The 18,353-nt window shown below is 58.1% G+C and carries 17 protein-coding genes and 1 tRNA gene; 13 read left to right on the top strand and 5 right to left on the bottom strand.

Annotated features, from left to right (window positions below; translation table 11 throughout):
- Positions 1–256: 256 nt before the first annotated feature.
- The gene (locus CL546_RS11585) at positions 257–802 is read right to left on the bottom strand and encodes a hypothetical protein (protein WP_290495123.1); all 546 of its coding nucleotides are present in this window, start codon (positions 800–802) and stop codon (positions 257–259) included.
- Between the two features lie 194 nt (positions 803–996).
- Here CL546_RS11585 and CL546_RS11580 point away from each other — a divergent pair, with 194 nt between their 5' ends.
- The 4 genes from CL546_RS11580 to CL546_RS11565 all read left to right on the top strand — a co-directional run bounded on the left by CL546_RS11580 (position 997) and on the right by CL546_RS11565 (position 3,284).
- Positions 997–1,692 (top strand): GntR family transcriptional regulator, encoded by a 696-nt coding sequence (locus CL546_RS11580; protein ID WP_063521337.1) that lies wholly within the window; start codon positions 997–999, stop codon positions 1,690–1,692.
- Between the two features lie 97 nt (positions 1,693–1,789).
- A tRNA-Val gene (locus CL546_RS11575) sits at positions 1,790–1,866 on the top strand.
- Positions 1,867–1,980: 114 nt separating this feature from the next.
- A complete protein-coding gene (locus tag CL546_RS11570; RefSeq protein WP_290495120.1) occupies positions 1,981–2,442 on the top strand; it encodes a DUF6942 family protein in 462 nt (153 codons plus the stop codon).
- The gene (locus CL546_RS11565) at positions 2,439–3,284 is read left to right on the top strand and encodes a DUF72 domain-containing protein (protein ID WP_290495119.1); all 846 of its coding nucleotides are present in this window, start codon (positions 2,439–2,441) and stop codon (positions 3,282–3,284) included. The genes CL546_RS11570 and CL546_RS11565 overlap by 4 nt, the downstream gene beginning before the upstream one ends.
- Before the next feature lie 111 nt (positions 3,285–3,395).
- On the opposite strand, the gene mltF is transcribed toward CL546_RS11565, so the two are convergent.
- Positions 3,396–4,799: a membrane-bound lytic murein transglycosylase MltF gene (gene mltF, locus CL546_RS11560; protein WP_290495117.1), complete on the bottom strand. Its 1,404-nt coding sequence runs from the start codon at positions 4,797–4,799 to the stop codon at positions 3,396–3,398.
- Positions 4,800–5,221: 422 nt separating this feature from the next.
- Here mltF and purL point away from each other — a divergent pair, with 422 nt between their 5' ends.
- The 4 genes from purL (at position 5,222) to CL546_RS11540 (ending at position 11,036) form a co-directional block, all read left to right on the top strand.
- On the top strand, positions 5,222–9,112 hold the full coding sequence (purL, locus tag CL546_RS11555) for a phosphoribosylformylglycinamidine synthase (protein ID WP_290495115.1): 3,891 nt from the start codon (positions 5,222–5,224) through the stop codon (positions 9,110–9,112).
- A 172-nt stretch (positions 9,113–9,284) separates the two neighbouring features.
- Positions 9,285–9,950, top strand: coding sequence for a PaaI family thioesterase (locus CL546_RS11550; RefSeq protein WP_290495113.1), 666 nt, complete (start codon positions 9,285–9,287; stop codon positions 9,948–9,950).
- A gap of 3 nt (positions 9,951–9,953) precedes the next feature.
- The gene (locus CL546_RS11545) at positions 9,954–10,667 is read left to right on the top strand and encodes a PaaI family thioesterase (RefSeq protein WP_290495111.1); all 714 of its coding nucleotides are present in this window, start codon (positions 9,954–9,956) and stop codon (positions 10,665–10,667) included.
- 24 nt (positions 10,668–10,691) lie between these two features.
- Positions 10,692–11,036: a YqfO family protein gene (locus CL546_RS11540; RefSeq protein ID WP_290495109.1), complete on the top strand. Its 345-nt coding sequence runs from the start codon at positions 10,692–10,694 to the stop codon at positions 11,034–11,036.
- Positions 11,037–11,054: 18 nt separating this feature from the next.
- Here the strand turns inward: CL546_RS11540 and CL546_RS11535 are convergent, their stop codons facing one another.
- The gene (locus tag CL546_RS11535) at positions 11,055–11,612 is read right to left on the bottom strand and encodes an NUDIX hydrolase (protein WP_290495107.1); all 558 of its coding nucleotides are present in this window, start codon (positions 11,610–11,612) and stop codon (positions 11,055–11,057) included.
- A 334-nt stretch (positions 11,613–11,946) separates the two neighbouring features.
- On the opposite strand from CL546_RS11535, the gene CL546_RS11530 reads away from it, so the two are divergent.
- Genes CL546_RS11530 through rssA form a run of 4 tightly spaced genes read left to right on the top strand, consistent with a single transcriptional unit; the run spans position 11,947 to position 14,235 of the window.
- Positions 11,947–12,519 carry a CoA pyrophosphatase gene (locus CL546_RS11530; RefSeq protein ID WP_290495105.1) on the top strand — a complete coding sequence of 191 codons (573 nt, stop codon included), beginning with the start codon at positions 11,947–11,949 and terminating at the stop codon, positions 12,517–12,519.
- Positions 12,520–12,570: 51 nt separating this feature from the next.
- The gene (locus CL546_RS11525) at positions 12,571–13,107 is read left to right on the top strand and encodes a gamma carbonic anhydrase family protein (RefSeq protein ID WP_007149553.1); all 537 of its coding nucleotides are present in this window, start codon (positions 12,571–12,573) and stop codon (positions 13,105–13,107) included.
- Entirely contained in the window at positions 13,100–13,309 is a 210-nt protein-coding gene (locus CL546_RS11520) for a DUF1289 domain-containing protein (RefSeq protein WP_290495102.1), read from the top strand. The genes CL546_RS11525 and CL546_RS11520 overlap by 8 nt, the downstream gene beginning before the upstream one ends.
- Positions 13,306–14,235: a patatin-like phospholipase RssA gene (gene rssA, locus CL546_RS11515; protein WP_290495100.1), complete on the top strand. Its 930-nt coding sequence runs from the start codon at positions 13,306–13,308 to the stop codon at positions 14,233–14,235. Before CL546_RS11520 ends, rssA begins: the two co-directional genes overlap by 4 nt.
- 147 nt (positions 14,236–14,382) lie before the next feature.
- Here rssA and CL546_RS11510 read toward each other — a convergent pair whose 3' ends face one another.
- Positions 14,383–15,651 carry an HlyC/CorC family transporter gene (locus CL546_RS11510; protein ID WP_290495098.1) on the bottom strand — a complete coding sequence of 423 codons (1,269 nt, stop codon included), beginning with the start codon at positions 15,649–15,651 and terminating at the stop codon, positions 14,383–14,385.
- A 122-nt stretch (positions 15,652–15,773) separates the two neighbouring features.
- On the bottom strand, positions 15,774–16,574 hold the full coding sequence (locus CL546_RS11505) for a cytochrome C assembly family protein (RefSeq protein WP_290495096.1): 801 nt from the start codon (positions 16,572–16,574) through the stop codon (positions 15,774–15,776).
- Positions 16,575–16,802: 228 nt separating this feature from the next.
- On the opposite strand from CL546_RS11505, the gene ffh reads away from it, so the two are divergent.
- A complete protein-coding gene (ffh, locus tag CL546_RS11500; protein WP_290495094.1) occupies positions 16,803–18,218 on the top strand; it encodes a signal recognition particle protein in 1,416 nt (471 codons plus the stop codon).
- Positions 18,219–18,353 lie beyond the last annotated feature (135 nt).

Below are 18,353 nucleotides of genomic sequence, written 5' to 3'. Positions count from 1 at the left end.
GCAACAGTTTTGCACAGCGAACATGCTGATTTCACCCGATGCGTGAACGTTGGGGGCTAAGCTATTGATTTGCAGTGCGTATTTGTAAGTTATTGATTTTAAAGAGCTTAATATTATGGCCATTTTTTCATCATTCTAATGACACGGCAGGCACGGCAGGCGGTGGCGGCAGTTCCTGACAGTCTATGCACAGAGTTATCCACAGAAGCTGTGAGTAACTTTCCTGGCGGTGCGCTACGGTTCTGGTGGGGCCTGTTTATCGTTTGAGCATGGGTAGGGGGCGCCAGGGTTGGCTGAGCAATTGCTGGCCGCTCAGCTTGAGCAGTAGCGGATGAAAGCCCGCATTGGGGAAGCCCCGTTTGATCAAGCGGATCCGCGCCATGGGAATGCCGAAACGCAGCAGCCCCAGGCTCACATCAACCCAGTCGGCCCGGCGGAACACTTCGGTGAGGTCCAGATGGTTGCGGCTGAAGCGGCTAACTTTGTGGTGGTTCATGATCATGGTGCGCACGTCCTGGCTCCAATCTTCCAGGCCTTCTTTCTGAAGGTAGTGTTCAGCGAGCCGGGCTGAGGGTTGTAAATAGTCAAAGGTGCCAGCCAACCAGATGCCGGCATCATGGAAAAAGGCGGCGACTTGCAGCTTGCCGAGCTCTTCGTCATTGACGGGACGTTGCGCCATGACCAGGTTTACCAGCCGGTAGACATGGTTGCGGTATGCCGTCTGTTGTTTGCCAAAACGCTCCGCATAGTGGTCGAACAGTTGCTCAACTCTGGGTAACTGGGTGATCAATTCCTTGTTCATGCAGCTCCGCCCGGTATTGGGTGTGGTCACAGTTCTTGTTGTGGGTGAATCCGTGCTGTGGCTGGATCAGTATGGCACTGATGCATTTGATACTGGCGGGGGATGGTTGGCAAATCCAGCACTTGGTGGTGGCTTTCTTGTGTACTATAGTCGGACAAGCCTAATTGGATTGTTCAACAAGTACCGGGGGTTCGGTGAGCTTCAAAGCGAAGGAAAGCCTCTCTGAGCAAATTGCCCAGCATCTCGCTCAGCAAATCATCCATGGCGACATGTTGGCCGGTGATCGCATTCAGGAACTGCGTGTGGCAGGGGAGCTGGATGTCAGCCGGGGATCTGTGCGTGAGGCGCTACTGATTTTGCAACGTCGCCAGCTGATCGACATTTTGCCGCGCCGGGGTGCGGTGGTGAAAGAGATGTCCGAAGCCCATGTGCGCAGCCTGTATGAAGTCATGCAGGTGTTGCTGGGGCTGGTGATTCGCAAAGCCATTAAGGTGGTGCGCGAAGAAGATCTGGATTCGTTCATTGAGCTGGTTCACGGTTTGCAAGTGGCAGCGGAGGAGCGCGACCACGATGTTTTCTTTACCCTCAGCTTTCGCTTTCTGGAACATGTCTATCCGTTCGCCCGCAATGTCTTCGTGGAAGATGTGCTGATCAATATGCAGCCGGCTATGCAGCGGGCTTATTTTATGGCCCTGCATCTGGAGCCGGATGAAATCAAGGAGTGCCTGTCGTTCTTCAAGGCGTTGGTGGAAACCATTTTCCGCCGTGATGTGCGGTCGGCCCTGGAGATTATTCGCGAGTTTGCCGAGCATCAGTCGGACTTGGTGGAAGAATCCATTACCCGCGCACGTCAGATTGAAACCGCCTGGGGCTCGCGCCGCCGCAAGTAATACGGCGTTGGGATAATGCCATTTGCGGGATGGCCATCAATCTGCAACGAGGGTCTTGCCCTGACGGGTCAAGCTGCATAGAATTGCCACCCTCTTTAGGCACGTAGCTCAGTTGGTTAGAGCACCACCTTGACATGGTGGGGGTCGGTGGTTCGAATCCACTCGTGCCTACCAGATGCAAACGAAAAGGGCTTGTCGCAGCGGTGCGGCAGGCCCTTTTTCGTTTTCGCTCCTTCAGTATCGCGCCCGGTAGAATATGAACATCTCAAGCAGGAGGGGGTTGTTGCAATGCCTGACTCGGATTACCTGGGGGCTGCCTGGCCAGAACTGATGCTGTATCTGCCCCACCGGCCCATGGGAATGGTCCCGGATGTGGGCGCCTTGGTGGCGGCCAATTCCAATCACTGGCGAAAGATCCTGAATCTGCTGGCCAAGGTGGCGTGCCCGGTGGCGGAGGATTGGCGGCGCTATCGGGATCAAGCGCTGTTTCAGGAGGCGGCGCTGTGTTTCGCGCCGGTGTTGGCTCAGAGGCCTTGCTGGCACTGGATCGGTGGCAAGGAAAACCTGCTGCGCTTTGCCGGCTTGCGGCACCGTGCCCGGCCATTGCACGGTGCTCCGGAGATTGCTGTGGACCCGCAAAGGCGCTTGCTGTTAACGCCTTACCCTGACTATCGCCAGCTCAGTAATGCCCGCGTAGAACAGGTGCGCAGGGTTCTCCGGGAGCACCATTTCTACTCCGGTGTTGCATGAAGCCGCCTTATTTTCTGGGGTGCCCGCAGTGGCAGCATCCTGCCTGGGATGGGCGCTTGCCTGCTGGCAACAGCCCCTTGGGGCGTTATAGCCGGGTGTTCAATGCGGTCGAGGGCAATACGTCTTTTTATGCCACGCCCTCGCCCGGTCAGTGTGAGCAATGGCGCGCCCAGGTACCGGCGGGGTTCCGGTTCCTGTTCAAGTTTCCCCGGCAGATTACCCACGATGATTTGTTGCGGGGCGGCAAGGAGCCGGTAAGGGCATTTGTGGACAGACTGGCTCCGCTGAACGATGTGCTGGGTCCATTCCTGCTGCAATTGCCTGCGGCCTTCGGTCCATCGAATCTGGCGGATCTGTGGCGGTTTCTAGAGGCGTTGCCGGCATCGCTGGATTGTACGGTCGAGGTGCGTCACCGGGATTTTTTCGCCAAGGGCGAAGTGGAAAGGGCGCTTAATCGTGGCTTGCTGGAACGCAACCTTGCGCGGGTTTGTTTTGATAGCCGGGCGTTGTTTGCCGCCAGTGCAGAGGACCCGGCTACACGGGAGGCCCAGCGCAAGAAGCCAAGGTTGCCGGTACATATGTTGCCGGGTGAGGCGGCGCCGGTGATTCGGTATGTGGGCCACCCGGATTTGCAGGCCAACCGGCTCTTTCTGGCGCCCTGGGTTGAGCGGGTGATGTGCTGGATCGAAGCGGGCAAGCAGCCTTATGTGTTTATTCACATGCCGGATAATGGTGATGCGCTGGCCCTGGCTACCTTGTGGCACGACATGCTGGCGGAACGTTTGCCGTGGCTTGCACCGTTGTCGTTGGGGCAGCAGGTGAGTCAGCCAGGGTTGTTCTGAGACGACTCTGAGATGACTCACTCTGCGACGACAAAGTAGCGGGTTGAGAACAGCGCGTTTCGAAGTGCAGCATCCGGCAGGGTTGCGTTACGCGTGCCTCGTTGTTGCCTCTTAATTCAGCGCGATGAGAGTGTTATCGCGGCGTCGGGAATTTTCCGCCCACACCAGCAGGTCGTAATAGCGACGGATATGGCGCACGTAAACCACCGCCTGGCCGCCCCGGGCGTTGCCGTAGCGAAGCTGGTCCGCGTAGGCGGATTTGCCCAGCAGTGGCAGGCGCTGTTTCACGTCCTGCCAGTTGTCCGGGTCGCCGCCCTGGCGTTGGGTCAGCACGCGGGCATCTTCCAGATGACCAAAGCCCACGTTGTAGGCGGCCAGCGCCATCCAGGTGCGGCTGGGTTCGGGAATGCGGTCGGGAATCCGCGCATGGGTGCGGCGCAGGTAGGCGGCGCCGGCACTGATGCTCTGTGACGGATCGGTGCGGTCGCTGATGCCCATCTGGCGAGCGGTATCGTTGGTGAGCATCATCAGGCCCTTGACCCCGGTGGGGGAGATGGCCTGGGGATCCCACAGAGACTCCTGGTAAGCCAGGGCGGCCAGCAGGCGCCAGTCAAAGCCGCTGCTGTCTTCGGCTTCCTTGAACAGCCCTTCATACAGCGGCAGGCGGTCGTCCAGGTGACGCATGAAGCTGCGTGCCGCGTACAGGTTGAACTGTTCCACATGCCCGTAGAAACGGTCTTCCAGCTTGGCCGTGGTGCCGTCCGCCTTGGCCTGGGTCAGGTAGCGCTGCGCTTCCATATACAGGCTTTTGTCATCTTTCGGGTTAAAGGCCCAGGCCAGCGGCATGTCGGTGGCGACGGTGTAATCGGCAATCAGGTCAGGCCAGAGCGCACGTTGCAGAGCGTAGCTGTTGGAATTGATCAGGGTGTAGTCGACCTGGCCGTCTTCCACCAGCGCCAGCAGCTGCTCAGGCGTGGCGTTTTCCACTTCCTGGAAGGTCAGCTCGGGGTTGTCCAGTTGTGCCTTGACCAGCAGCTCGGCGTGGCTGGAGCCGGCGCTCACGGCTACTTTCTGGTCGTCCAGCTCGCTCAGGTCGGTAATTCGCGGGCTGCTCAGGCGGCGCACCAGCAGGGTATCGATGTTCTGGTAGCGAGTGCTGAAGCGCAGGCTTTCGCTGCGCTCTGCAGTGGCGACCAGGCCGGCGGCGGCAATATCTGCTGTGCCCTTGCGAATTGCGTAGCGAATGTAGGACAGGTCGTCAGATTCCAGGATACGCAGTTCCACGCCCAGGCTGTCGGCAAAGCCCTTGGCCAGCTCGTACTCCATGCCGGTGAAGCCATGCTGGTCTTCATAATAGGTGGTGTTGGATGGACGGGTTAGCACCACCAGCTCTCCACGGGCGATAACACGCTCCATGGCGGAGGGGGTGGGACGCATAGCGAGCATCAGCCCCAGTACGCTGAATAGCGCCAGGGAGGCGAGCAAATGCTTACTGTGTCGAAAGAAAACCGTCATCCTTGGTGGTACCTCTGTCAGGTTGTCCAGACAGGTCGATACTGCTTACCGCCGACCGGTGGAAGGCCCTATGCCTTCACGATGATGCCTTACTTGTGATCTATATCACGTAATTGCGGCGCAACTCTATCATCGGCAAATGGCTGTTCTGTAAAGCTTTGTCGAACAATTGCTCCTTTTTTGCACAATTTTTAAAAGTCAGGAAGAGAGCATTAATTTGCGTATAAGGCGTCAGTCGTAGGTGATTTGCTACGGCCTGATGCCAGGGTGAGAGAGGGCGGGCAGGCGGGTAGATTACGGTGTAATTGGGCGGCTTGAGAGGCTGCGAGCGGCGAGCAAATCCCGTATCATTGCCAACCTGAATAAATGCCCTGAACATCTGGCACCCCTCAATCCCCATTGGTAATCATATAAGGCGCACTATGCTGATCCTCTCCGGAAGCCCGGCCCTGTCCGCATTTCGTAAGGAAAAACTGCTTGAGTCCCTGAACGGCGTATCGGCCCTGTCGGCGCGCTATGTGCATTTTGTGGAGCTGTCTGCGCCGCTGAACGCCTCGCAGCAACAGGTGCTTGAAGGCCTGCTTGAGTATGGCCCCAGTGTTGAAGAGGCCCGGGTTGAGGGGCAGCGTTTCGTAGTGGTGCCGCGCCCGGGCACCATTTCGCCCTGGTCATCCAAGGCTACCGACATTTGCCATAACGCCGGCCTCACCCAGGTAGAGCGGATTGAGCGCGGGATTGAGTATCACCTGGACGGAGGCGGTGATCGTGACGCTCTGGCTGCCGCCCTGCACGACCGGATGGTCGAAGTGGTGCTGCCGGAGCTGGACGATGCCGAGGCCTTGTTTACCCATCACCAGCCCCGTGAACTGACCACCGTGGATATTCTCGGCGGTGGCCGTGGGGCGCTGGAAGCGGCCAATGGAGAGCTGGGCCTGGCGTTGGCGGCGGATGAGATTGAATACCTGGTGGAACAGTTCATTGCGCTGGGGCGTAACCCGTCCGATGCGGAATTGATGATGTTTGCCCAGGCCAACTCCGAGCACTGCCGCCACAAGATTTTCAATGCGGACTGGACTATCGACGGCGAAGAGCAGGACCTGAGCCTGTTCGGAATGATCCGCAATACCTACAAGCATGCGCCGGAAGGGGTGCTAAGCGCTTACAGCGATAACTCGTCGGTAGTGGCCGGCCCGGTGGCTGATCGCTTTTTCCCCGCCCCGGGCAGTCAGCAGTATCAGTTCGTGAACGAACCGGTGCATATGCTGATGAAGGTGGAAACCCATAACCACCCCACGGCGATTGCGCCGCATCCGGGGGCAGCCACCGGTTCCGGTGGTGAAATCCGTGACGAAGGTGCCACCGGACGTGGCTCCAAGCCCAAGGCCGGGTTGAACGGCTTTTCCGTGTCCAATCTGAATATTCCCGGTTTTGGCCAGCCCTGGGAGCAACCCTACGGTAAGCCCGGGCGCATTGCCTCTGCGCTGGATATCATGATCGAAGGTCCGATTGGCGCTGCCGCCTTCAATAACGAATTCGGGCGCCCGAATCTGTGCGGTTACTTCCGTACCCTGGAAATTAACGCGCCGGGTGTGAACGGTGACGAAATGCGCGGCTACCACAAGCCGATCATGATCGCCGGTGGCTTGGGTAACATCCGTGATGGCCATGTGGAAAAGAACCCGATTCCCGCCGGCGCCAAGATTATTGTGCTGGGTGGCCCGGCCATGCTGATCGGGCTGGGCGGCGGGGCGGCCAGTTCCATGGCCTCCGGCCAGTCTGCGGAAGCGCTGGATTTTGCTTCAGTGCAGCGCGAGAACCCGGAAATCGAACGTCGGGTGCAGGAAGTGATCGATCGCTGCTGGGCCCGCGGGGACGATAACCCGATTGTGTCCATTCACGATGTGGGCGCTGGCGGTTTGTCCAACGCCTTGCCGGAGTTGGTTCACGATCATGATATGGGTGCCAAGCTGGAGCTGCGCAAAGTACCCAGCTCCGAGTCCGGCATGAGCCCGGTGGAAATCTGGTGTAATGAAGCCCAGGAACGTTATGTGTTGGCAGTGATGCCAGACGATGTGCCGGACTTCGACGCCATCTGTCAGCGTGAGCGCACCCCCTACGCCGTGCTGGGCGAAGCCACCGATGCCGAGCACCTGACCGTGAGCGATGAGCATTTCGGCAAGGCGCCGGTGGATCTGCCCATGGATCTGCTGTTCGGCAAACCGCCGAAAATGTTGCGCAGCTTCGAGCGCGAAGATTTTGTCCGTCAGGCCTTCACTACCGAGGATATCGACCTGAAAGAAGCCGGTGAGCGGGTGATGCGCCTGCCGTCCGTGGCTTCCAAGAGCTTCCTGATTACCATTGGTGACCGTTCCATTACCGGGTTGGTGCACCGGGACCAGATGGTTGGGCCCTGGCAGGTGCCGGTGGCGGACTGCGCGGTAACCGCTACCGGCTTTAACCCCAACGCAGAAAACAAAACCACCGGCGAAGCCATGGCCATGGGGGAACGTACCCCGGTGGCACTGGTGGACGCGGCGGCGTCCGGGCGTATGGCGGTGGCGGAATCGATCACCAATATTGCCGGTGCACACTTGGGCGACCTGGGCCAGATCAGCATGTCGGCCAACTGGATGGCTGCGGCGGGTCACCCGGGTGAAGATCAGGCCCTGTTCGATGCGGTGAAAGCGGTGGGCATGGATTTGTGCCCGAAGCTGGGTATCGCTATTCCGGTGGGCAAGGATTCCCTCTCCATGCGTACGGTATGGAACGACAAGGGCATCGATAAAAGCGTCACTGCGCCCATGTCGCTGGTGATTTCTGCATTCTCCACGGTCACCGATATCGACCTGACGGTGACCCCGGAGTTGAAAACCGGCGTGGACAGCGAGCTGTTGCTGCTCGATCTGGGGCGTGGGCAGAACCGCATGGCCGGTTCCGCCCTGGCGCAGGTGTACGGCAAGGTCGGTGACATTGCGCCGGATCTGGACGACGCCAAAGACCTGATTGCCTTCTTCGAGGTGACACAGCAACTGCTGGCCGAACGCAAATTGCTGGCCTATCACGATCGCTCTGACGGCGGCCTGTTCACTACACTGGCGGAAATGGCGTTTTCTGCCCGTACCGGTCTGGATATCACTCTGGATCATCTTGCCGGTGATACCCCGGAAGCCATCGCTGCGCTGTTTACCGAAGAGCTGGGTGCCGTGTTGCAGGTGGAAAAATCACAGGCAGACGCGGTGGTTGCCCGTTATGCCGAAGCAGGGCTGGGGCAGTGCATTCACCGTTTAGGTCAACCGGATGGTGACGATGTCATTCGCCTGCGTCTGGGTGGTGGCATCCTGTTGGAAACCCCGCGTCGCGAGCTGCAGCGTATCTGGGCGGAAACCAGTTATCAGGTGCAGTCCCTGCGGGACAATCCGGATTGTGCCCGTCAGGAATTTGATGCCATTCCACACAGCAATGGCCCGGGCCTGAATGTGCGGCTGACCTTCGATATGACGGAAAACCCGGCAGCCCCGTTCATTAATACTGGCAGCAAACCGCAAATGGCCATCCTGCGCGAGCAGGGGGTGAATGGTCAGACAGAAATGGCGGCGGCGTTTGATCGGGTTGGTTTCTCGGCCGTTGATGTGCACATGAGCGACTTGCTCGAAGGCCGGGTGAAGCTGGATGACTTCAAGGGGCTGGTGGCCTGTGGCGGTTTCTCCTACGGGGACGTGCTGGGTGCCGGCGGTGGCTGGGCCAAGACCGTGCTCTATAACGACGCAATGCGCGAAGCGTTTAACCGTTTCTTCTTCCGTGAAGACACCTTTGCGTTGGGGGTCTGTAACGGCTGCCAGATGCTGTCGCATTTGAAAGACCTGATTCCCGGTGCGGAACACTGGCCGCGTTTTGTGCGTAACCTGTCTGAGCAGTTCGAGGCGCGTACTTCCCTGGTGGAAGTGCAGGATTCTCCGTCCATCTTGTTGAAAGACATGGCTGGCACGCGCATTCCGATTGCCGTGGCTCACGGGGAAGGCCGTGTGGAGTTGGCGGATGACGCCCTGAACCGCAATATCGAGCAACGTTTGGTAAGCCTGCGTTATGTGGACGGCCTGGGGAACCCGGCTGAACAATATCCGGCCAACCCCAATGGTTCGCCCCAGGGCGTCACCGGTTTCACCACCACTGACGGGCGCGTCACCATCATGATGCCGCACCCGGAGCGGGTGTTCCGGGTGCTTCAGAACAGCTGGATCCCGGACGACTGGCGTGGCCACGAGAATGGTCCCTGGTTGCGGATGTTTGCCAACGCCCGCAAGTGGGTGGGGTGAACAGCAATTAATAATGAATAACTCATAATTAATAACGAAACATAAAGGCGGAAACGGGCTGACCCTTTCCGCCTTTTTTATGTCCTTTTATGAGCTTGAGCTACAGAGTCTCTCCCCTCAGAATCAAACGATTGTTTGAATTCTTTCGTTGTTAATTATTCATTGGTGATCTGTGTCTGAAAAAACCTTCGGGCCTTTTGAATTGCAAAAGGCCTATAAAACCGAGCCTGTGCCCAGTGATTTTGCACAACGCCGCCGTATCAGTGCGGCCATGCAATTACTGGCCGAGCGGTTGATTCGTGCAGAAGCGGATGAAGCAACCCTCGCCGGTTGGGCAGAGCAACTGGAAGCCATGGTGGAAACGGTGGGCACACCGGAGCGTCGTGATACCCGTGAAGCGAATCGAAAACTGTTTACCGGTAAAGCGACCGCAGACGATATCTATCACATGATGGATTACGACCCGGTGGGCGGCCCGTCCAACCCGATCGCTCCTCAGGTGCTGTGGCTGCAGGAAGATCAGGATGGTATCCGTGGAGAAGTCAGTCTGGGGCTTCAGTATCAGGGGCCGCCGGGACGGGTGCATGGCGGTGTGATCGCCTGGCTGCTGGATGCGGGGCTCTCCCGTGCGCTGCATGCCGCGTTTCGTTTGGGCGTCACCGGTACACTGAATATTCGTTATCTGGCAGCGACACCCATAGAAGTGCCGATTGAATGTCGGGCGCACATTACTGGCCAGGAAGGGCGGAAAATTTTTGTAGAGGGCGGCATCTGGCACGGGGACACCCAGACCGTCAGCGCAGAAGGTGTCTGGTTGACACCCAAGAGTCTGGGGTAATTGATGACGGAAACGACCTATCATTTTCGCGATATTCGTGTGGCGGAAACGCCGGAACCTTCAACTCGGGCACAGTTGCATCGTCAGCTGGGCAAAGAGCTGGCAGGCCTCACTGAACAGGTGCTAAGGCTGGATGCGTCGCAGGATAAATTGCAGGACTATATCGCCCAGGTTCAGCAGTTGCGTCAGGCATTGCAGCAGGAAGGGCAGCGCGATTACAGCGAAATTTTGCAGCGTCTGCTGGCCGGGCAGGGCAGTGGTGATGACGTCACCGACCTGGTGGATTTCGAAATTCTGTCTGGTAAGGCGTCGCCGCTATCGCCGCCGCTGGAGCTGTGGCTCGATGGCGACTGTGTCCGTGGTCGGGCCACGTTTGGCTCGGTGTTTCAGGGGCCGCCCGGGCGGGTCCACGGTGGCGTGCTGGCGCTGGCATTGGATATGCTGATGGCCAAGACACAGGATTATGTTCGCCAGATCGGCATGACTGGCACCTTGAATATTCGCTATCTGGCAGCGACACCGTTGAATGCGCCGGTGGATTTCGAAGCACGACTGGTTTCGCTGGAGCGCCGAAAATTGCGCTGTGAAGGCAGTGTCTGGGTGAATGGCGAGCAAACGGTTTCGGCAGAAGGAATCTGGATTTCGGCCCATGGCGAGTATGCGTTGAAACCGGAATTCTCGTCTGCGCCATCGCCAGATACTGAGGTGGTGTCGTAACCTTCAACGCACAGGGAGGCAAGGATGACAGAGGCCAGTGATCAACATTACAAGTTGTGCTTTTACGTGCCCTTGAGCCATGTGGAACAGGTCAAAACGGCCATTTTCGAGGCTGGCGCCGGGCATCTGGGCGATTACGACCATTGCAGCTTTCAGACGTTGGGCCAGGGGCAGTTCCGGCCCCTGTCAGGAAGTCAGCCCTTTCTCGGTCAGCATGATCAGGTGGAAGTGGTGGAAGAGTACCGGGTGGAGACGCTTTGCCTGGGCGCGTGCCTGCAAGCAGTTATCAGTGCATTACGCCTGTCGCACCCCTATGAAGAACCTGCTATCGATTTGTGGAAGCTGGAACCGCTGCCGGGCACGCACTGATAGCTACCTGGGCTCCGGTCATTCGTCTTTCGGGCGGCGCTTGAGCGGCTGGATGTCCTGAGTGCGCACGGGAAAATCGTTGCGGGCAAGGTCATCAATATAAAACCGCAGCGTGCGCCCGATGGTGGGGAAGGCCAGCTCATCCCAGGGAATGTCGTCCAGAGAAAACAGGCCGGCATCGCTGCTTTCTTCGCCGACACCGTATTTGCCGTCTTCCACGTCACCCAGAAAGAAGACGTATACCTGATTAATGTGAGGCAGGTTGAAAACCGTATACAGGTCGCCGATGGCCACCGTGGCGCAGGCTTCTTCCCATGTCTCTCTGGCGGCCCCTTCTTGCAGGGTTTCGCCGTTTTCCATGTAACCCGCCGGTAGCGTCCAATAGCCTTTGCGCGGTTCGATGGCGCGCTTGCAGAGCAGCACTTTTCCTTCCCATATTGGTACGGCGCCGACCACAATCTTGGGGTTCTGGTAATGGATCGTTTCGCAATCCGGGCACCAGTAACGGGGGCGATTATCGCCTTCCGGAATACTGAATTGCAGGTTGGGATTGCCGCAATGGCTGCAGAATTTCATGAAAAACTCGCTGCGGCGGATACCAGTCATATCCGCAAATGATTGGGTGTGCCTTGCTCTCATTCCGTCAGGTGCCAGTTTTGGGCAGAGCAGGGGCACAGTCGATAATGGTCAATAGACTAACTATCTCGGCTGCCAGAAGCTAGCGAGCCCGGGAGCTGACAGGGCGTTGTGTCGAGCGTGTATGTGATGGCTCAAGCGGTCAGCGTGCTTGGTGTGTCGGGTATCAGTATGAGGTTGGGTGAATGGCCGGCGGGTGTGAGCGATAACAAGGCTTGCCCAGGGGGGCCGGGCTGTTCAAACTACCGTTTGAATTTCAGAATTGGAGAAGGGTGTGCTTGAGCAGCTCAGGCAGCGTTTGCCTGATTACAGACGCACAGAATTGCCCCTGGCGTTGCCCGAGGCCGCCGTTCTGATGCCGTTGGTCGATGTGCCGGAGCCCCGGGTCATCCTGACGGTGCGTTCCAATTCCATGCCGACCCATGCCGGTGAAGTGGCCTTCCCGGGTGGCAAGCGGGATCCGGGCGATAAAAACCTGCTGATGACGGCCCTGCGTGAAAGTCAGGAAGAAGTGGGCTTGTCACCGGATTACGTGGATGTGCTGGGGCAGTTGTCTCCGCTGGCGTCCCGTTATGGTATGAAGGTGACGCCTTTTGTGGGTATCGTCAGCCCACAGGCAGAGTTGCAAGCCGAGCCCGGCGAAATCGATACCATCTTTCAGGTGCCCTTGCAGTTCTTTCTGGATGAGGTCCCGGAGCTGTCCAGCCCCATCGATGTGTTTGGTCGCCAGTTCCGCATTCCCAGCTATTACTATGAAGACAAGCGCATTTGGGGCCTGACCGCCTTCATGATTCTGGATCTGATCAACCACGTTTATGATGCGGGTATTGAGTTCGAGGTGAAGTAACGTTCAGCTTGGTAATTCTCTGCCCGGCACGAGAAAACAAAGGGGAGTCGAATGATTTACAAGATTGGTGAGCGCCGCCTGGAGCAGCGCGGCAGTGGTCACTGGATTGCGGACAACGCGACGGTGATTGGTTCGGTGATCATGGAAGCCAACAGCAGTATCTGGTTCAACGCCGTGTTGCGGGCCGATAACGATGTGATCGAAATCGGGGAAAACACCAATATTCAGGACGGTGCTGTGCTGCACGTGGACCCGGGTGTACCCATGAAGCTGGGCCGGGACGTGACCGTGGGCCACAAGGTTATGTTGCATGGCTGCACTGTGGGCGATAACAGCCTTATCGGTATCAATGCGGTGGTGCTTAACAAGGCGGTGATTGGTAATAATTGCATTATCGGGGCCAATTCTCTGGTGCCGGAAGGCATGAAGATTCCGGACAATTCCCTGGTCATGGGGTCGCCGGCCAAGGTGGTGAAGGAAATTGGTGAGGGCCACAAGGCCATGCTGACCATGGGCAGCATGCATTACGTGGCCCATGCCAAGGAGTTCGACCAGCATCTGGAGGTGGACGAACGGTTCCATGACTGACAGACAACTGGTCTCACCCTGTGTGTCTATCTGCGCATTGGATGAAGATGACATCTGTGTAGGCTGCTTTCGTACCGGCGGGGAGATCTCCATCTGGGGGTTGCTCTCAAATGATGAAAAACGCGAAGTCTTTCGCCGTATAGAGCTGCGCATGAAGGGTGAGCCGGCCCCCTGCGTGGTGCGCAAGGAGAACAAGGGATGACAACACAGATTGGTAGCCAGGAGCCGGTGCGACCCGTTGTCGGGTTGGCACTAGGCAGTGGTTCCGCCCGCGGCTGGGCGCATATCGGGATCATCCAGGCACTGGAAGAAATCGGTGTGCAGCCGCAGGTGGTGGCCGGAACATCCATTGGCGCATTGGTAGGGGGCGCCTATGTGACCGGCACGCTCAATGCCTTTGCGGACTGGGTGGAATCCCTGACGGTCAAGGATGTGTTCGGTCTGCTGGATATCAGCTTTTCCGGGGGCATGGTGAAAGGGGAGAAGCTGTTCAGCTTTTTTCAGGAGCACCATGAGAACCCCGAGATTGAAACCCTGGACAAGAAACTGGTCACCGTTGCCACGGACATGACAACCGGCCGGGAAGTCTGGATTACCAAAGGCCGTATGCTGGATGCAGCACGGGCCTCCTGTGCTCTGCCTGGGTTGTTTTCACCGGTAAAAATGCAGGGTCGCTGGATGCTCGATGGTGGCCTGGTCAATCCGGTGCCCGTGTCTGCGGCCCGTGCCATGGGCGCGGATGTGGTGATCGCAGTGAATTTGAATGCTCAGTTGGTGGGAGCGCACCTGGCCCGGGATACTCGCAGTCAGGCAGAAGGGGCAGGGGGTACGGATGAGGAGCGCAGCATCTGGCAAAAGATGATGGATTATTTTGCCACGGGTGAGGGCCAGGACCCGGGCTTTTTCGATGTGGTGGCCTCCAGCATCAATATCATGCAGGACCGAATTACCCGCTCGCGTATGGCTGGCGACCCGCCGGAGGTGACGTTAGTGCCAATGCTGGAAGACTTTGCGTTGATGGATTTCCACCGCGCCAAGGAGGCCATTGCTGAAGGTCGAGCGCTGGTGAAGCGTTATGAGGCTGATATCCTGGCTTGGGTTGGTTCGCCTATCGCCGATAGGGTTTGAAGGGCAGTTGGCAGCTGATAGTGGACAGTTGACAGCTACGCGATCGAACTTCCTGTTTTCGTAAAGCAATGAGGCCGCGCCCAACCTTTGAGCGCGGCCTCTTGCGTTTCAAGATAATCCCTACGGTTAATGCGCAGCTGTCAGCTGTCAGCTGTCAGCTTGCTCTGCTTTCCTTGCTCTCACTGCCTTCACCATATTGTCCTTCACCTGCAAAATTTCGATGAGGTACTGGTCGATCTTCACCGAAATGTTGGCGTCGGGGATATCCTGAAGGTATTCCAGAATCAGGCCGTTCAGGGTTTTTGGGCCATCGGTGGGCAGCTCCCAGTGCAGGGCGCGGTTGATGTCGCGCAGGGTGGAGGAGCCGTCGATCACGAAGCTGCCATCGTCCTGGGGGTGGATGTCCTGGCTGGTGGCGGCCAGATCGGTGGTGAACTCGCCGACAATCTCTTCGAGAATATCTTCCAGGGTGACAAGGCCCTGAACGTCGCCGTACTCATCTACCACGATGCCGATACGGCGTTTGGCATTCTGAAAGTTGATCAGTTGCTGGTGCAGAGAGGTGGCTTCCGGCACGAAGTAAGGCTCCACCGTGTACTGCATCAGCTCGGCCTTGTTGATGTCTTCCTTGAGCAGCAAGCGGCTGAGTTTGCGCAGGTGCAGCAGGCCGATCATGTTATTCGGGTCGCCGTTGAAGACGGGTAGCCGGGTATGTTGGCTGGCGCGCAAGGTGGTGAGGATTTCGTGCATGTCGTCATCCAGATCAATGCCGACCATCTCGTTACGCGGAACCATGATGTCTTCTACGGTCACGGTTTCCAGATCGAGAATATTGAGCAGCATTTTCTGGTGATTTTCGGGAATCAGTCCGCCGGCTTCATTCACCACAGTACGAAGCTCTTCCGGGCTCAGGTGATCGTCGTCCTGTTCATTGGGTCGAATGCCGCCCAGGCGCAGCAGCATGCTGCTGACGCCGTTAACCATCCACACCAGTGGCGCCAGCAGTACCTGCAGGGGTTTGAGTACCAGGCTGGCGGGAAAGGCAACCCGTTCAGGGCGCATGGCCGCATAGGTCTTCGGGGTGATTTCCGCGAAAACCAGCATGATGATGGTGATCACCACGGGTGCTACCGCAGCGCCGCTGTCTCCGAGCCAGCGAATGGCCAGAATTGCAGCTACGGTGGCGGCAAAGTTGTTAACGAAGTTGTTGCCAATCAGGATGACGGACAGCAGTCGGTCGGTACGTTTGAGCAGGGCTTCCACTCGGCTGGCTGCTTTCTGGCCCTGGCGAGCCAGGTGCCGTAGCCGATAGCGGTTGATTGCCACCATGCCGGTTTCACTGCTGGAAAAGAAGGCAGAAGCCAGAATCAGAATAATCAGGGCGCCAATCAGCCACCCGTCAGAGTAGGTATCCAAAGGAAATATCGTTTATCCGCCAGTCGGCCCGCTATTGTTCGGGCCGGGGGGTTGGGGTGTCAAGGAAAGGCGTACGCTGATTCAGTTGACCCTGGGCAGGACGTGGGGAAGCGGGTTGTCTGTCAGCGTTTCAATATGAATTCCAGTACCAGCTGGCTGCCGAAGAACGCGACCAGCAACACCGCAAAACCGCTGAGCGTGAAGCGAATGGCGGTGCGCCCCCGCCAGCCCCGGACATAACGGCCCGCCAGCAGGGTGGCGAATACCACCCAGGACACCAGGGTCAGCACGGTTTTGTGCATCAGGTGTTGGGCAAAGAGATTGTCCACGTAGAGAAAGCCGCTGAAAATGGCAACGGTGAGCAGGATTTCGCCCAGCCAGATGGCTTCGAACAGCATGGACTCCATCACCTGAATCGGCGGGAAAAGCCGCATGACGCCACGGATATGGCCGCTCTTGAGTTGGCGATCCTGAATCCAGAGCAGAATCGCCTGGCAGGCGGCCAGGGCCAGTACGGCGTAGGCAACGATGGAAAACAGAACGTGTACGCCCAGACCGTGGCTCAGCGGGTGGGCGGTGTAGCCGGTGCTGACCCACAACATGGCGGGAATGGTGCAAGCTGCAAATGGGTAGACTAATGCTGAAATCCATTCGAACGGGCGATACAAGCTGGACACCACGACCACGGCGGCACCGGTCATCGCCACGGCGGAAGCCACTGGAAACAGCCCCAGCTGTAAGCCACTGGCGGTGATCATTACCTGCCACAGGCTGGCGGCGTGAGCGATGACGGCCAGGGTGCCGGGGATCAGAATACTGGCACGGGACGGGACCGTTTGGCCGCGAAATTGCCGGTACAGGATCAGGCAGGCGACAAGATACAAAACAAACGCCGCGAAGCCGGTGATCACGGAAAAGTTCATAAGTCGTTGTTATCCGAAGTAAGTGCCCGGGCAAAATGGCGGGCCAAGCTCGCTGAAGTCTGGCATAGCCGCCAGTTATCTATCAACAATCATTCTCATTTTGTGCCGGGATAAGGAAGACTGGGGTCGGGGCCCATGACGTTGGTGCCCAAGGAGGGCTATAATCGCGCCCCTGTCACTGCGGCAGGTACGCCTGGCCGCAGACATGGTGCATTTGGAGGTAGACCCATGTTCGAGAATCTCACCGATCGGTTGGGATCGTCGCTTAAAAGCCTGGCAGGTCAGGGTTCCCTGACCGAAGACAATATCCGCGACACCCTGCGCGAAGTGCGCAAGGCACTGCTGGAGGCCGACGTGGCCCTGCCGGTGGTAAAAGAGTTTGTCGAGCAGGTAAAGGAAAAAGCCCTGGGGCAGGAAGTGCTGCAAAGCCTGAATCCGGGCCAGGCGTTCGTCAAAATCGTCAACGACGAGCTGGTTCACACCATGGGCGACGCCAACGATGCTCTGGATCTGGCTGCCAAGCCGCCGGCCATTATTTTGATGGCGGGTCTGCAGGGGGCTGGTAAAACCACCTCTGTGGCCAAGCTTGCGCGTTTCCTGCAGGAGCGCGAGAAGAAGAAGGTCATGGTGGTGTCTGCGGATGTTTATCGTCCGGCGGCCATCGAGCAGTTGAAAACCCTGGCCGGAGAAGTGGAAACCAATTTCTTCCCGTCTACCGGTGATCAGGATCCGGTAGATATTGCCAATGCGGCACTGGATGAAGCCCGTCGCCGTTATATGGACGTGCTGATCGTCGATACCGCCGGTCGTCTCCATGTCGATGAAGACATGATGAGCGAGATCAAGCGTCTTCACGGGGCGATCAGCCCGGTGGAAACCCTGTTCGTGGTCGATGCCATGACCGGTCAGGATGCCGCCAACACGGCACAGGCCTTTAATGAAGCTTTGCCTCTTACCGGGGTGATCCTCACCAAGGCTGACGGTGACTCCCGCGGTGGTGCCGCCCTGTCCGTTCGCCAGCTCACTGGCAAGCCCATCAAGTTCATTGGTATGGGCGAGAAAACGGATGCCCTGGAGCCGTTCCACCCGGACCGTATTGCCAGCCGGATTCTTGGCATGGGCGACGTGCTCTCCCTAGTGGAAGAAGCCGAGCGCAAGCTGGACAAGAAGAAAGCCGAGAAAATCGCCAAGAAGTTCAAGAAAGGCAAGGCGATGGACTTCGAGGATCTCAAGGATCAGTTTCAACAGATGCGCAACATGGGCGGCATGGCCGGCCTGCTCGACAAACTGCCCGGCATGGGCGGGATGATGGAAGCAGCGCAGGATCCCGCAGCCATGAAGCAGATGAAGCACATGGAAGCGCTGATCGACTCCATGACCCCGAAAGAGCGCCGTAACCCGGACTTGCTTAAAGGCTCTCGCAAGAAGCGCATTGTCGCTGGCGCCGGTCTGGAGATTCAGGATCTGAACCGTCTCATCAAGCAGCAGAAGATGATGGCCAAGATGATGAAGAAGATGCGCACCAAGGGTGGCATGAAGAACATGATGCGAGGCATGGAAGGCATGATGGGGGGCGGTGGCCAAGGTGGCCCGGGTGGCGGTATGCCACCGGGAGGCATGGGTGGCGGTATGCCGCCGATGTGATTTGACGCTTCACGCGCCACGCATCATGCAACACGCGGGCAGGGCAGGTCTTCACCTCCCTGCCCGCGCTGCGTTTGGGGGTAAGGGGTTTTGTGGGAGCGGCGCTTGAGCCGCGAATCCGAGCCTCAGCGAGGT

Source organism: Alcanivorax sp. (assembly GCF_002726155.1).
Classification (GTDB): domain Bacteria; phylum Pseudomonadota; class Gammaproteobacteria; order Pseudomonadales; family Alcanivoracaceae; genus Alcanivorax.
The sequence above is the reverse complement of the archived record's forward strand: the minus strand, read 5'-3'. Positions and strand labels throughout refer to the sequence as shown.